Source organism: Sphingopyxis sp., from assembly GCF_965279755.1.
GTDB lineage: Bacteria > Pseudomonadota > Alphaproteobacteria > Sphingomonadales > Sphingomonadaceae > Sphingopyxis.
Map to the genome: position 1 here is coordinate 1,950,431 of NZ_OZ257261.1, position 15,330 is coordinate 1,965,760.

The following is a 15,330-nucleotide window of genomic DNA, read 5'->3' on the forward strand; positions in this document are numbered from 1 at the left end:
AAGGGATTTGTTTCCGCGGCCAAAAGGCTTTGCCTAGCCGGTCACATTGTCGGGCAAAAATTCGCGGACATAGTCGATGAAGGCGCGCAGCTTGGGCATGACCTGCTTCCGGCTCGGATAATAGAGGAACAGGCCCGACGTCGCGGCGGCATAGTCGGTGAGGGTCAATTCGACCTCGCCCGCCTCGACCATTGCCTTGGCGACGGGCTCGGCGGTCATGATCATCGCGATGCCGCTCCGCATCGCGACGGTGGCCGCAATCCAGTCGTTGACGATCACCGGGCCGGTCACCGCGACGTCGAAGTCGCGGTTCCCCTTCTCGAACGTCCAGGGCATCAGTCCGCCCGATGCGAGGCGGAAGCGCACGCAGCGATGGTTTCGCAGGTCCTCGGGGGTCTCGGGCCGCCCATAGCGTTCGAAATAGGCCGGCGTGCCGGCGACGACGAAGCGGAAGGGACCGGTCAGCCGGACCGCGATGACGTCGGCGTCGAGCGATTCTCCCATCCGCACGCCGGCGTCGAAGCCGCCCGCGCTGAGGTCGGACAGCGCGTCGTCGGCGTAGATTTCCAGCTCGATCTCGGGATAGGTTTCGCAAAAGCCCGCGATGATCGGCTCGAACAGTGGCTGCACCGCGCCGCGCATCAGGTTGATGCGCAGCCGCCCGGCGGGCCGGTTGCCGAGATTGCGTGCGGCCTCATAGGCGTCGGCGATCCCCGAATAGGCGGGGGCGGCGCGCTCGAGGAACATCTCGCCGGCCTGGGTCAGGCCGACGCTGCGCGTCGTCCGCATGAAAAGCGGCGCGCCGATGCGGGCTTCAAGCGCCTTGATGGTCTGGCTGATCGCGGAAGGGGAGACACCGAGGTCGGCAGCAGCCGCAGAAAAGCTCCGCCTCTCCGCAACGCGGAGGAAAGCTTCGATCCCGTCGAGCGCCCCATGGGGGATTGTTAAATCCTGCTTCAAGGCACTTGCAGATTATAGAGGATTATCTATTTGCGCAACAGCACCTAAAAAGGTTGCACAACGAAACGAAAGGAACCTCTCCCATGTCCAATCAGCTCTCCGCTTTCCGCCGCTTTCCTGCCGCCTTCGCGATCGTCGCGGGTTCGGCTCTCGCCTTCACCGGCCTGATGGCTTCGACCACCCCGGCTTATGCCCAGACCGGCAGCGACTATCGTTGCTCGGGCCTCGCCGAGCAGGCTTACACCGCCTCCAACGGCGTCGAAGGTGGCAAGCAGGCCAGCGCAAAGCGCTTCGTCGTGACCGGCAAGAAGCTTTGCGAAGCCGGTAACGAACGCGCCGCCGCCAAGCAGTTCCGCGCCGCGCTCAAGCTCGCCGGCGTCGCCGAAGTCGAAACCGACAGCCAGATGGCGTCGCGCTAAGACAAACTGACACCTAATCTCCGGTCCGTCCTCTCCCTCTCCCCGACGGACCCCACAAACTGGGGCGACACCTTATAAAGGGTCGCCCCATTTTATTTGGACTCGCAAGGATCAGGTGCAGCGCTTCCAGCCGGGACCGTGCACGGCCTTGCCGGGCGTGGCGCCGGTATGGTCGCCGTCCCGCAGCACCGCAGTCCCGTTGACGAACACGTCGCGCACACCGGTCGAATAGCGATGCGGATCCTCGAAAGTGGCGTGGTCGGCGATCGTCGCGGGGTCGAACACCACGACATCGGCATAATAGCCCGGCTTCAGCGCGCCGCGGCCTTCGATACGAAGATTCGTTGCGGGCAGCGAGGTGAGGCGGCGCACCGCTTCCTCGAGCGGGATCAGCTTCTCGTCGCGGACATAGCGGCCGAGCAGGCGCGCGACATTGCCATAGGTACGCGGATGCGCGCCCGATTTCAGGAAGACGCCCTCGGGCGCCTGCGATGCGGCGTCGGACCCGAAACTCATCCACGGCAGCTTGATCTGCCTGCGGACATTGTCTTCGGACATCAGGAAATAGACGGTGCCGACACGCGACCCGTCCTCGACGACCAGATCCATCGCGGTCTCTTCGGGCGATTTGCCGCGCATGGCCGCGACTTCGGCCAGCGTCTTGCCGGTGAGCGGTTTCAGCGCCTCGCTCTTGAAGCCCGACAGGATCATCTTGTCGGCGCCGGCGCCGAAATAGAGATTTTCCCAGTCGGTGCCGGGCTTCTTCATTTCTTCCGCGACGCGGGCGCGGATAGCGGGGTCTTTCAGTCGCGCGATCCATTGCTCGAGCCCGCCCGCCTGCACCCAGGTCGGCATCGCGGCGTCGAGCCCGGTGGCGCCGGCGGTATAGGTGTACATGTCGGTGGTGATTTTCAGCCCTTCGGCGCGGGCATCCTCGATCTTCTTCACGATCGTGTCGAGCTTGCCCCAATTGCTGCGGCCCGCCATTTTGAGGTGATAGATTTCGGCCGGCGCGCCCGACCGGCGCGCGATCTCGATCAACTCATCGACAGCGTCCTCGATCCGGTCGCCTTCGGACCGCATGTGGCTGATATACATGCCGCCGCACTTGCCCGCCTCGGTCATCAGCGCGACGAGCTCGTCGGTTTCGGCATAGGATCCGGGGGCATAGATGATCGAGCTGCCGACGCCGAGCGCGCCGTCGTTCATCGCCTGCCGGACGAGCAGTTTCATCCGCCCGAGCTGTTCGGGGGTCGGATCGAGATCATCTTCGCCCAGTTCGTGGACGCGCACCGTCGCCGCGCCGACAAAGCTTGCGACATTGGTCGAAACGCCGCGCCTTTCCAGATAGCCGAGATAATCGCCGAGGCTGGTCCATTCGATGGGATATTTGATGTCGCCCTGACGCTCGGTCTCCTGCCGCTTCATCGTGGCGTTGAGCGGCCCCATCGACCAGCCTTCGCCCATCACTTCCAGCGTCACGCCCTGCCGGATGTCGCTCTGGCTCTTCGGGTCGGCGATCAGCGATTCGGTCGCCCAGCTCAGCATGTTGACGAAGCCCGGGGCGACCGCCATGCCCCTGGCCGCGACTTCGGTCCGGCCCTTGCCCGTTACCTTGCCGATCGCAACGATCCGGTCGCCCTTGATCGCAACATCGCCGACGACCGGCGCCTTGCCCGATCCGTCATAGATCGTGCCGCCGCGGATCACGACGTCATAGGCGGGGTCCGCCGCCGCAACCGGCGCGGCGCTGCACAGCAGCATCAGGGCGAGGGTGAAGGTCCGGCCGGATGCCATGCGCGTCTCCTGTCGTTTTCGGGATTATTCAGCCGTGCAGGCTCATCAGCGAGTCCATCAGCCCGTCGTCGGCGCTTGAGCAGACGCCCAGGACGAGCGCCTCCTCGCACCCGTCAGCGACGACATAGGCGTGGCCCATCGACGAATCGATGTAGATGCCCTGGCCGACCTCGAGTGTGACGGGGTCGTAGAATTCGCTGTGCACCTCGATCCGTCCTTCGAGGACATAGATGAACTCCTCGCCCTGATGGTGGACGAGCTCGCCAAACTCGCGCGCGCTGTGGGCGCGGATGCGTGTCAGGATCGGGATCATCCGCTTCTGGCGGAGATCGGTGCAGAGATAGTGATAGTCGTAATTGTCGGTGGTTACGCGCGCCGCACGGTCGATCGTCGCGATGCTGCGCCGGCCGGTCACGCGCGGCGCCGCGTCTTCCTCATCCTCGGCGAAGAGGTCCGACATGCGGAGCTTCAGTCGCTGGCTGAGCTGCTGGAGCTTGTCGTAGCTGAGCGTCAGGCGGTCATGCTCGACCTTCGACAGCGTCGATACGGGAATGCCCGATTTCGCGCTCATTTCCTTGAGGGTCCAGCCGTTCCGCGCCCGGATTCCCTTCATCACCGCACCAAGCGTCGGCGGACTCGCCCGGTCTGCCATTAAAATGTCCATTCCATATTTGACAATTTTCTAATCAGGATCATTATGTCCCCACCGGGTCAACAGTTGTTGTCCCTTGGTAAGGGGTCGCGACGTTCGCCGCAAGAGCCAGCGAATGTGCAAGGGAAAGGGGAAAACGATGCGTTTTATCCGCAAGGCCATGATCGGGCTTGCCGCACTGGCGGCGGTGCCGCTCGCGGCGCAGGGGCCGGTCCCTGTGCCAGCCGCCAAGAAAAGTGTTGCAGCGCCCGTACCGGTGGTGGAGCCCGTCGATACCGCCGCGCTCAATCCCGCTGATCTGGAAGCATTTCTCGATGGTTTCCTCCCCTATGCGCTCGAACGCGGGCGGATTCCGGGCGCAGTCGTCGTCGTAGTGCGCGGCGATCAGGTGCTACTCGAAAAGGGCTATGGCTTTTCGGATGTCGCCAAGCGCAAGCCGGTCCTGCCCGAGACCACGCTTTTTCGGCCAGGATCGGTGTCGAAGCTCTTCACCTGGACCGCGGTGATGCAGCAGGTCGAGGCGGGCAAGCTCGACCTCGACAAGGATGTGAACAGCTATCTCGATTTCAAGATTCCGCCTTATCAGGGCAAGCCGATCACGCTGCGCAACATCATGACGCATACCGCCGGCTTCGAGGAATCGGTCCGCTATCTGATCAGCAACGATCCGAAGGCGGCGATGACGCTGAAGAAGCAGATGCCGCTGGCGCTGCCGCAGCGTGTCTTCGCGCCGGGCACGACGCCTGCCTATTCGAACTATGCGACCGCTCTCGCGGGCTACATCGTCGAGCGCGTCAGCGGCGAGGACTTCGACTCCTACGTCGAAAACCATATCTTCAAGCCGCTGAACATGACGCACGCGAGCTTCCTCCAGCCGCTGCCCGCCAATCTTGTCGCCGATATGTCGGGGGGCTATCCCGACGTCACGCAAAAGGCGCGGCCGTTTGAAATCGTGATCCCCGCCCCGGCGGGAAGCCTGTCGGCCAGCGGCGCCGACATGGGCAAGTTCATGATCGCGCACCTCAATGACGGCGCAGGGCTGCTGAGGCCCGAAACCGCGAAGATGATGCATGATTTCAAGGCCCCCGGCGTCGGTCCGCTCAACAGCATGGCGCTCGGATTCTATGAACAGCAGGTCAATGGTCACCGCGCGATCGCGCATGGCGGCGATACGGTCTGGTTCCACTCCTATCTGTGGCTGTTCCCCGACGCCGATGTCGGCGTCTTCATCTCGATGAACAGCGCCGGCAAGGAAGGTGCCGCGGGCGCGATCCGCAGCGCGCTGTTCCACAAATTCGCCGACCGCTATCTGCCCGGTCCCGCGCCGACCGGTCAGGTCGATGCCAAGACCGCGAAGCAGCATGCACAGATGATGGTCGGCAATTATGTCAGCAGCCGCGGCTCGTTCACCAATTTCATGAGCCTGTTCGGTCTGCTCGGCCAGCCGACGGTCGGCCTGACCGAGGACGGCAAGATCACCGTGCCCGGGCTCGACGGGCTGAGCGCGGGCGCGCGCGACTGGGTCGAGGTCGAACCCTTTGTGTGGCGCGACACCAACAGCGGCGAGCGCCTCGCCGCCGAGGTCAAGGACGGCAAGGTCGTGCGCTGGAGCCTCGATGCCGGATCGCCGTTCATGGTGTTCGAGCCGGCGTCGACCGGGGTGAATGCTGCTGTGCTCAATCCGGCGCTGATCTTTGCGCTGTTCATCACCGTGCTTGCGGCGCTCGCCTGGCCGGTGCGCGCGATCGTCCGCCGCAATTTCGGCGCGACCTTCGCGCTCGAGGGCAAGGCACGCCGCGCCTACCGCCTGTCGCGCGTCTTCGCCTGGCTGGTGATCGCAGCGGTTGCGGGCTGGATCGGTCTGATCGCGGCTTTCTCCGCCGATATCGGCAGCATCGGCGGCCCGCTCGACTGGCTGATCCACTTGCTCCGCGTACTGACCCCGGTTGCCGCCTTCGGTCTGCTGGCAACCGCCGCATGGCATCTGTGGCTCAGCGTCCAGGGCAAGCGCAAATGGACGATGAAGCTGGGCGCGGTGCTGCTGATCCTCGCCGCGCTGGTGCTCGTCTGGGTGACGCTCGCCTTCCACCTCTATGGCTTCGGGATGGTCTATTGATGGCCACGCAGGGCATAAGGAATCTGACGCTCGACCTTCGGGTCGAGCGTTTTCCCTATCACCAGCCTTTCCGCATCTCGGGTCATGTCTTTACCGAGACCGCGCTGCTGGTCGCCGAGCTTTCGGACGGCACGCATGCGGGACGCGGCGAGGGCGCGGGGGTTTATTATCTCGGCGACGATATCGACCATATGCTCGCCGAGGCCGAACGGGTGCAGGGCACGATCGAGTCTGGCGCGACGCGGGAGGATCTGCAGACGCTGCTGCCGCCGGGCGGCGCGCGCAACGCGCTCGACTGCGCCTTCTGGGATCTTGAGGCGAAGCAGGCCGGGCGGCCGGTGTGGGAGCTGGCGGGGCTCGATCGCCCCGCGGCGCTGCGTTCGACGCTGACGCTTGGCGCAGACAGCGCGGCGAATATGGCGAAGGCGTCGCTCGCGATCGACCCCGAGGCCCCGGTGAAGGTCAAGCTGACCGGAGATCTGGCCGACGACATCGCGCGCGTCGTCGCGATCCGCACCGCGCGTCCCGACGCATGGATCGGGGTCGATGCGAACCAGGGCTATGATCGCGAGACGCTGGAGGCGTTGCTTCCGGTTCTAGTCGACACGCGCGTCGCGCAACTCGAACAGCCGCTCCGGCGCGGGCGCGAAGCCGACCTCGACGGGCTGAAGCGGCCGCTGCCCTTCGTCGCCGACGAAAGCGCGCTGTCGCTTGCCGACACGGTCTCGCTCGTCGGTCGCTTCGACGTTGTGAACATCAAGCTCGACAAGTGTGGCGGGCTGACCGAAGGCCTTGCGATCGCGCGGCAGGCGAAGAAGCTGGGGCTCGACGTGATGGTCGGCAATATGATGGGCACCAGCCTGTCGATGGCGCCCTCCTATATCGTCGGCCAGCTCTGCGACATCGTCGACCTCGACGGGCCGACCTTCCTTGCGCGCGACCGTGAACCCGGCGTCGAATATCGCGGCGGGATGATACGCTGCCCCGACGAAATCTGGGGTTCATGACAATTTGATGTCCTAAACGGGTTGACAATTTTCCGATTAGGACAATAGTCCTGCTTCAGGGATATTCACAAAGGGAGGCTGGAATGACGTCGTCATTCCCGATGACGCGCCGCGCGGCACTCGCGGGCGCGGTCGGGGTCGCTTTGTCTGCGCCGATGATCAATCGCGGCGCCTTCGCTTTCGCGGCGGAACCGGCGCGCGCCTATTCGCGCCGCGCGGTCGATCTGGTTGCGGCGTCACTCGTCATCGACATGCTCGCGCCGCTGAAGATCACCATGTCGCCCGATTATATCGCGCATCGCCTGACCGACGCCGAGGCGGCTGAGTTCCGGGCGAGCGGCATCACCGGCTTTCACAACAGCTACGGGCTCGGCGGCCCCGACGCCAAGGCTCAGGCGCTCGAATATATGGCCGGCTGGCAGGGTTTCGCCGGCCGCAACAGCCATGTCTTCACGCTCGTCGATACGGTGGACGATCTCGACCGCGCCAAGAAGGACGGCAAATGCGCCGTCATCATGGGCATCCAGAACGCCGACCAGTTCGAGGCGGTCGAGGATGTCGCGCTGTTCCGCCGCCTCGGCCTGCGTTGCGCGCAGCTCACCTATAACAGCCAGAATATGATCGGATCGGGCAGCACCGAACGCGTCGACGGCGGGGTCAGCGACTATGGCGCGGCGATCATCGCCGCGATGGAAAAGGAAAAGATGCTCGTCGACGTGTCGCATTGCGGCGACCGGACGACGCTCGATGCGATCACCATCGCGAAAGGGCCGATCGCGATCACCCACAGCAATGCGCGCGCTCTGGCAGGCCATCCGCGGGCGAAGTCCGACGAGGCAATCAAGGCCGTCGCTGCAAAAGGCGGGGTGATGGGGATCACCGGCGTCCGCATGTTCGTCCGCGCGACCGACCCGACCAACGTCGGCCATATGGTGGACCATATCGATCATGTCGCGAAGCTGACCGGGATCGAGCATGTAGGCATCGGATCGGACGCCGACCTCAACGGCTATGACGATATGGTGCCGGAGGAATATGCCGCGCTGAAGGCGAGCTACAAGGGCAGCTATGCCTTTCGCGACAAGATCGACATCGACGGCTTCGATCATCCCCGGAAGGTCTTCGACCTGGCCGAGGAACTGATCCGGCGCAATTATTCGAATGAAAACATCACGGCCGTTCTGGGGGGCAATTTCCGCCGCCTGCTCGGCCAAGTCTGGGGGTAAGACCATGAAACATGGGTTGTTTATTGCAGGAAGCATGCTCGCTCTGGTCGCGGCGACGCCGGCATGGGCCGACGAGGCCGCGGACGAAAGCGGCGGCGAGATCGTCGTTACCGCGCAGAAGCGCGTCCAGAATGTGCAGGACGTTCCGATCTCGATCAGCGTCGTCGGCGGCGAGGAACTGCAACAGCAGGGCTCGGCTTCGCTTGTCGATTATGCGGGTTATGTTCCCGGCATGAATGTCAGCAACGGCGGTACGCCGGGTCAGACTACGATTACCCTGCGCGGCGTCGCGCCGCTCAACGCCAGCCAGACCGTCGGCATCTATCTCGACGACGCGCCCGTGGGGTCGAGCGCGCTCTACAACCGCGCCGGCGCCTTCACGATCGACCTCATGCCCTATGACCTTGAACGGATCGAGGTGCTGAAGGGGCCGCAGGGTACGCTCTATGGCGCGAGTTCGATCGGCGGCCTCGTCAAATATGTCACCGTCCAGCCCGATACGCGTCGGTTCAAGGTGCGAGCCGGGATCGAAGGCTTTGATATCAAGGGCGGCGACGGCTTCGGCTGGGGCGGACAGGTTTTCGTAAACGCGCCGATCGCGACCGACACGCTTGCGATTTCAGGAAGCTTCGCTTGGCGCAAGACGCCGGGCTGGGTCGACAGCGTCAACAATGCCGCGCTCAAGGACCAGAATGATTATGAGCAGCGCGGTGGTCGCGTCGCTCTGCTCTGGCAGCCGACACCGCAGCTCAGTGTGAAGCTCGCCGGCATCTGGCAGTCGCTCGATTCGGACGGCAATGGGCTTTACGCCGCTGATCTTTCCGGAAACCGGCTGGGCGACGGGCGCTCTTACAACAACTATGTTCCCGAATCCTACGACATCGATCTCGATTATTATGCGGCAACGATCGACTATGATTTCGGCGCGGCGACGCTGACGTCGGCAACAACCTACAGCAAGACTCAGAGCCGCCAGGTGCAGGATGCGAGCTATGCTTTCGGCGTATTGTTCCCGCTGCTCACCGGCGGCGCGATCGCGCCGGGCATCACGCCTTTCTCGCTCGATCTCGGGCTCAAGAAATGGACGCAGGAAGTGCGTCTCGCATCGCCCAGCGGTGGGCGCTTCGAATGGATGATCGGCGGCTTTTATACCGACGAAACGACGAGCAACGCGCAGCTTGTCCGGTCGTATGACATGGCGGGCAATCCGATTGCCCCGCTCGATCCGCTGGCGACCGTGGGCCTGCCCGCGACCTATAAGGAATATGCGGTCTTCGGTAATGCGACCTTCAAGCTGAGCGAGCAGTTCGAGGTCACCGGGGGCCTTCGCTGGGCGCGCAACGAGCAGACCTTCACCCAGATCAGTTCGGGTGCGATCGTCCCGACCGCCAATGATCCGGGCACCTCGGCCGAAAGTGTGTGGACCTTTTCGGTCAGCCCGCAGTTCCACATCAACGAGGATGGGATGCTCTATGCGCGCGTCGCCACCGGCTATCGCCCCGGCGGCCCGAACGTCATCGTTCCCAATGTTCCGCCCAGCGTCGATGCCGACCGCATGACCAACTATGAAGTCGGGCTGAAGGCCGATCTGGCCGACCGCATGGTAACGGTCGATGTCGCGGGCTTCTGGATGGACTGGACCGACATTCAGGTCACGCGTGCCTTTGGCGGGGTGTCGGGCGGTGCCAATGGCGGCAAGGCGACCAGTAAGGGCTTCGAGGGCAATATCGCTTTCCGTCCCGCGCCGGGCCTGACAATCACCGCCACCGGCAGCTATACCGATGCGACGCTCAGCGAGGATGTGCCCGAAATCAGCGGCCTCGACGGCGACCGCCTGCCCGCAGTGCCGAAGTTCAGCGGCGCGCTGCGCGCCGATTACGAGTTTGAACTCGGCGGTAACAAGGGTAGCGTCGGCGCCGGCGTTCGCCATGCCGGCAGCCGCCTGTCGCTGGTCGAGAGCGATCCGCTCACCGCCCGCGCGAAACCCTACACGTCCGTCGATCTCAATGCTTCGCTGACCTTCAACGATCATTGGACGCTGCGGGCCTATGCCCGTAACCTTCTCGACAACAAGGGCGAGATGGCGCGTTCGACGATGGCCGACGGGCTCAACCGGCCGAGTTTCCTCGCGATCTCGCCGTTGCAGCCGCGTACGATCGGCGTTGCACTCGACATGGCCTTCTGAGCGAACGGGAGTTGGACACGATGAACGCGCCTATCGGCAGGCTGGCCGACAGTCTGACCCTGCCGTCCCCCTATCTGCTGTTCCTCGGCGATACGACCGAGCCAAGCTATGCCAAGACGGCCTTTGGACTCGCGGACTGGGCGGGCGATCGTTGTACGGGCGAGTGGGCGATCGAGGGTTGCACCGTTACGACGGGACTCCCGCGACTGGCGCCGGCCGAAGCGCGCGCCGCCGGGGCGCGGTCGCTGGTGATCGGCGTTGCCAATCAGGGCGGTATCATCGGCGAAGCGTGGGTGGCGGTGCTCGTCGAGGCGATGGAGGTGGGGCTCGACATCGTCAGCGGCCTTCATACCAAGCTGACCGGCGTTCCCGCGCTTGTCGAAGCCGCGCGGCGTACCGGGCGGCGGCTCATCGACATCCGGACCCCGCCGCCGTCGATCGGTGTGGGCACAGGACGCAAGCGGACAGGCAAGCGGTTGCTCACCGTCGGAACCGACTGCGCGCTCGGCAAGAAATATACGGCGCTGGCGCTGCACCGTGCCTTCCTCGCGCGCGGCCTCGATGCCGATTTCCGTGCGACAGGCCAGACGGGCATCATGATCGCCGGCGGCGGCATGCCGATGGACGCGGTCGTTTCGGACTTCGAAGCTGGCGCGGCGGAGATGCTCAGCCCCGACGCCCCAGACGATCACTGGGATGTGATCGAAGGGCAGGGCTCGATCTTCAACCCCGCCTATGCTCCGGTGTCGCTCGGTCTGCTGCACGGTAGTCAGCCCGATGTCTTCATTGTCTGTCACGATCCGACGCGCAAAGTGATTCTCGGCCTGGAAAGTTTCGCGCTGCCGTCGGTGGAAGAGGTCATCGACATGACGATCCGGCTCGGCAGCCGGACCAATCCCGCGATCCGCTGTGGCGGCGTAAGCTTCAACACCTCGAGCTACGATGCCGAGGCTGCCGAAAAGCTGATGGCGGCCGAACGGGACCGCCTTGGGCTCCCGGTCGCCGACCCGATCCGCGGCGGCGCGGCGTTTGAGGCACTCGTCGAAACTATTCTCGCATGAGTGTGGGCGAGACGGGCGGCAGGGCGAGCTGGTTCCAGCGCTTCCTGCTGCCCGGTTTTGCTTTGAAAGCGGTCATCATCGGTGGCGGCTATGCGACCGGGCGCGAGCTCGCCGAATATTTCGTGCCGTCGGGGCCGTGGGGCGGGCTGGCCGCGATGCTGCTTGCGACGGTCATATGGAGCGTCGTTGCGGCGATTACCTTCGCGCTCGCCCGCAAGCTCGGCGCCTATGATTATCGCGCCTTCTTTCGCGGGCTGCTCGGTCCCGGATGGGTCGCGTTCGAGGCCGCCTATCTGATCTTCGTCGTCCTGATCCTCGCGGTATTCGGGGCGGCGGCGGGGGCGATCGGTGCGGCGACCTTCGGCTGGCCCGAATGGACCGGATCGCTGTTGCTGGCGGCGCTGATCGTCGCGGTCACGGCATGGGGGACCGGCGTTGTCGAGCAGATGTTCAAATATGTCTCGATCCTGCTCTACACCGTCTATGGCCTGTTCCTGGTCCTCGCGCTGGCAAGCTTTGGCGGATTGATCGGGCAGGGGTTCGCCAACGCGCCGCCTCCGCCTGGTGGCTGGATGGGGGGCAACTGGCTGGCGGGCGGCATCACCTATGCCAGCTATAATATCGTCGGCGCGGTGGTGATCCTGCCGGTGCTGCGGCACCTGACCAGCCAGCGCGATTCGGTCGTCGCGGGGCTGCTCGCGGGACCGCTCTCGATGCTCCCCGCGATCCTCTTCTTCGTCGCGATGATGGCCTTCTATCCTGCGATCGGGGCCGAGACCCTGCCGTCGGACTTTCTGCTCCGCCAGATGAACATGCCTTGGTTCCATGTGCTGTTTCAGGTGATGATCTTCGCCGCGCTTCTCGAAAGCGGCGCCGGCGCGATCCATGCGATCAACGAGCGGATTTCGGGCGCGGTCGAAAGCCGCGGGCGTCCGCCTCTGTCGCCGAAGGCGCGCGCGATCATCGGCGCGCTGATCCTGACCGGCTGCATGTTCGTCGCGGGCGAGATCGGCCTCGTCGATTTGATTGCCAGCGGATACCGCTTCCTTGCCTGGCTGTTCCTTGCCGTCTTCGTCGTGCCGCTGCTGACGCTCGGCACCTGGCGCCTGCTGCGCCCGTCCACCGCTCCCCATATGGAGGCCTTGCCATGAAAGCCGTTCGCCTGATCGCCCTGTCGCTGCTGCTGTCCGCCGCGACGCCCGCGTGGGCCGATCCGCCCGCCGATATCGTCACCAGTGTCGAGGCGCTGCGGCAAAAGGTAGGCGCTCCCGGCGTCTCGATCGCGATCGTCGAGGATGGCAAGACGACGCTTGCGCACGGCTGGGGCGTCCGCAAGCTGGGCGAAAGCGCGCCGATCGACGCCCAGACGATTTTCCAGACCGGCTCGACCGGCAAGGCGATGACTGCCGCCGCGCTGGCAGTGCTGGTCGATGAAGGCAAGATTGCGTGGGACGATCCCGTCATCAAGCATATGCCGTGGTTCCGCATGTATGATGCGTGGGTCACGCGCGAGATCACGATCCGTGACCTGCTCGTCCATCGCAGCGGGCTCGGCCTTGGGCAGGGCGATCTGATGTTCGTGCCGCGCACGCATTTGACGCGCAAGCAGACGGTCGAGCATGTCGCCTATCTCAAGCCCAAGACGAGTTTCCGCTCGGCCTATGCCTATGACAACATCCTTTACGCGGTTGCCGGCCAGCTGATCGAAGAGGTCACCGGCCAGACGTGGGAGGATTTCATCCGCGCGCGCGTACTGCGTGCCGGCGGCATGAAGAATGCCACGAGCGACAGCGAGGAACGCTTTGCCGTCGCCAACCGGTCGTGGCCGCACGCGCGCCTGTCGGGCGTGCTGCGCGGGATCGGACCGACAGAGGCGCTGAACGAGCGCGACGAGCTCGGCCGCAACGGCGCGCCGGCGGGCGGACTCGCGCTCAGCGCCGAGGATATGGCGGCGTGGCTCAAGATCCAGCTCGCGTATGGCGCGCTGCCCGACGGCAAACAGCTGTTCAGCCAGAAGCAGGCAGCGGAAATGTGGGCGCCGGTAACGCCGATGCCGATCAGCGAATTGCCCGATGCGCTCAAACCCGCGCAGCCGACGCAACAGGCCTATGCGCTCGGCTGGCAGGTGCAGGATTATCGCGGCCACCGCATCATCCAGCATGGCGGCGGCGTGTTCGGATCGATCACCCGCGTCGTGATGATCCCCGACAAGAATGTCGGTTTTGCGATCATGATGAACAGCGAGGACAGCGGGATGCTGCTTGGCCTCACCTATGAGCTGCTCGATCATTATCTCGGGTCGCCGGACTATGGCTGGACGCAGAAATGGGAAGATTGGTATCAGGCGCGGCTTGCCGGCGGGGTCGAATTCCTCAAGCAGGCGAAAGCCTCTCCGGCGAAGGTCGGCCCGTCGCTGAAGCCTGCCGACTATGCCGGGCGCTACCGCGACCCATGGTACGGCGATGTCGTGATCGGACAGGATGCGAAAGGGCTGACGATCGACTTCACCTCGACGCCGCGGATGGCGGGGCGGCTGAAGCATTGGCAATATGACAGCTTCGTCACAGATTTCGGCGATCCGGCGATCGAGCCTGCCTATGTAACCTTTGCGCTCGACGCCGATGGCAAGGTGACCGGCGTAACGCTGAAGCCCGTCAGCAAGATCGCCGATTTCAGCTGGGACTATCAGGATCTCGACCTGAAGCCGGTGGAGGACAAGAAATGAAACGCGCCGCCGCCCTGCTGGCCGCGACCATGCTTGCCGCCTGTTCGGGCGGCGGTGACAAGCCGAAAGTGGCCGAGGCGCCGCTGCACAGCCGGATGCTCGTGCTCGACACGCATCTCGATACTCCGCTCCATTTCGAGCGGCAGGGCTGGAACTTCGCCGACCGCCATGACCTCGCGACCGACCTGTCGCAGCTCGACATCCCGCGGATGAAGGATGGCAATCTCGATGGCGGCTTTTTCGCCATCTACACCGATCAGGGGCCGCTGACCCCGGCGGGCTATGCCGCCGCACTGGCACATGCGCGTAAACGGTCGGACCTGATCGACAAGATGGTGGCCGGCAACAGCGGCGTGATCGGCGCGGCGCGCACCGCCGATGATGCGCGGCGTCTGAACCGCGAAGGCAAGCTCATCGCCTTCAAGTCGATGGAGAACAGCTATCCGCTGGGCGAGGATCTGTCGCTGCTGAAGGAATTCTATGACAAGGGCCTGCGCCTCGCCGGCCCCGTGCATGGCAAGAACAACCAGTTCGCCGACAGCGCCACCGACAAGCCGCGCTGGAACGGCCTTAGCCCGCTGGGCAGGCAATGGGTCGCCGAGATGAACCGCCTCGGCATCGTGATCGACGCGAGCCATTCGTCCGACGCGACCTTCGACCAGCTGCTGGAGTTTTCGAAATATCCGATCCTGCTGTCGCACTCAAGCCTGCGGTCGGCGCACGATCATCCGCGCAACCTCGACGAAGGGCGGCTGAAGGCGCTCGCCGCGAAGGGCGGCGCGATGTGCATCTCGACCATCTATATGTCGGAGATGAACATGTCGCCCGCGCGCGCGAAGCTGTTCGGTGAATATGAGAAGATTGGCGAAATGACGCCCGAAGCGCAGGCGGAGCTCGCCCGCCAATGGCGCGAACTCGACAAGACCGAGCAGATGTGGGCCGCCGATTTCGAAGCCTATATGAAGATGGTGCTGCGCGCGATCGAGGTCGGCGGCGTCGATCATATCTGCTTCGGTGCGGACTGGGATGGCGGCGGCGGCCTCAAAGGGATCGAGGATATTTCGGCGCTGCCCAAGGTCACCGAACGGCTGAAGGCAGCGGGCTATTCGGACGCCGACATCGAGAAGATGTGGAGCGGCAATATACTGCGCGTCGTCGCGGCGCAGGGGAAATAGCGCCGCG

General features: G+C 64.4%; 12 protein-coding genes. 9 read left to right on the forward strand and 3 right to left on the reverse strand.

What is annotated here, in order from left to right; translation table 11 throughout:
* Positions 1–33: 33 nt before the first annotated feature.
* Positions 34–960 carry a LysR family transcriptional regulator gene (locus tag ACQY80_RS09530; RefSeq protein WP_428678572.1) on the reverse strand — a complete coding sequence of 309 codons (927 nt, stop codon included), beginning with the start codon at positions 958–960 and terminating at the stop codon, positions 34–36.
* A gap of 83 nt (positions 961–1,043) precedes the next feature.
* On the opposite strand from ACQY80_RS09530, the gene ACQY80_RS09535 reads away from it, so the two are divergent.
* The gene (locus ACQY80_RS09535) at positions 1,044–1,379 is read left to right on the forward strand and encodes a hypothetical protein (RefSeq protein WP_428678575.1); all 336 of its coding nucleotides are present in this window, start codon (positions 1,044–1,046) and stop codon (positions 1,377–1,379) included.
* 111 nt (positions 1,380–1,490) lie between these two features.
* Here ACQY80_RS09535 and ACQY80_RS09540 read toward each other — a convergent pair whose 3' ends face one another.
* Positions 1,491–3,176: an N-acyl-D-amino-acid deacylase family protein gene (locus ACQY80_RS09540; protein ID WP_428678578.1), complete on the reverse strand. Its 1,686-nt coding sequence runs from the start codon at positions 3,174–3,176 to the stop codon at positions 1,491–1,493.
* Positions 3,177–3,204: 28 nt separating this feature from the next.
* On the reverse strand, positions 3,205–3,828 hold the full coding sequence (locus ACQY80_RS09545) for a helix-turn-helix domain-containing protein (RefSeq protein ID WP_428678581.1): 624 nt from the start codon (positions 3,826–3,828) through the stop codon (positions 3,205–3,207).
* 139 nt (positions 3,829–3,967) lie between these two features.
* Here ACQY80_RS09545 and ACQY80_RS09550 point away from each other — a divergent pair, with 139 nt between their 5' ends.
* The 8 genes from ACQY80_RS09550 (at position 3,968) to ACQY80_RS09585 (ending at position 15,323) form a co-directional block, all read left to right on the forward strand.
* Positions 3,968–5,944, forward strand: a complete 1,977-nt coding sequence (locus ACQY80_RS09550) for a serine hydrolase domain-containing protein (protein ID WP_428678584.1) — start codon at positions 3,968–3,970, stop codon at positions 5,942–5,944.
* Positions 5,944–6,951, forward strand: coding sequence for a dipeptide epimerase (locus tag ACQY80_RS09555; protein WP_428678586.1), 1,008 nt, complete (start codon positions 5,944–5,946; stop codon positions 6,949–6,951). The genes ACQY80_RS09550 and ACQY80_RS09555 overlap by 1 nt, the downstream gene beginning before the upstream one ends.
* Positions 6,952–7,034: 83 nt before the next feature.
* Positions 7,035–8,177 (forward strand): dipeptidase, encoded by a 1,143-nt coding sequence (locus tag ACQY80_RS09560; RefSeq protein ID WP_428678589.1) that lies wholly within the window; start codon positions 7,035–7,037, stop codon positions 8,175–8,177.
* Between the two features lie 34 nt (positions 8,178–8,211).
* Complete coding sequence (locus ACQY80_RS09565) at positions 8,212–10,362, forward strand: TonB-dependent receptor (protein WP_428678592.1); 2,151 nt, start codon at positions 8,212–8,214, stop codon at positions 10,360–10,362.
* Between the two features lie 20 nt (positions 10,363–10,382).
* Positions 10,383–11,423 carry a DUF1611 domain-containing protein gene (locus ACQY80_RS09570; RefSeq protein WP_428678594.1) on the forward strand — a complete coding sequence of 347 codons (1,041 nt, stop codon included), beginning with the start codon at positions 10,383–10,385 and terminating at the stop codon, positions 11,421–11,423.
* On the forward strand, positions 11,420–12,574 hold the full coding sequence (locus ACQY80_RS09575; protein ID WP_428678597.1) for a YkvI family membrane protein: 1,155 nt from the start codon (positions 11,420–11,422) through the stop codon (positions 12,572–12,574). The genes ACQY80_RS09570 and ACQY80_RS09575 overlap by 4 nt, the downstream gene beginning before the upstream one ends.
* Positions 12,571–14,148, forward strand: coding sequence for a serine hydrolase (locus tag ACQY80_RS09580; protein ID WP_428678599.1), 1,578 nt, complete (start codon positions 12,571–12,573; stop codon positions 14,146–14,148). Before ACQY80_RS09575 ends, ACQY80_RS09580 begins: the two co-directional genes overlap by 4 nt.
* Positions 14,145–15,323 (forward strand): dipeptidase, encoded by a 1,179-nt coding sequence (locus tag ACQY80_RS09585; RefSeq protein ID WP_428678602.1) that lies wholly within the window; start codon positions 14,145–14,147, stop codon positions 15,321–15,323. The genes ACQY80_RS09580 and ACQY80_RS09585 overlap by 4 nt, the downstream gene beginning before the upstream one ends.
* Positions 15,324–15,330 lie beyond the last annotated feature (7 nt).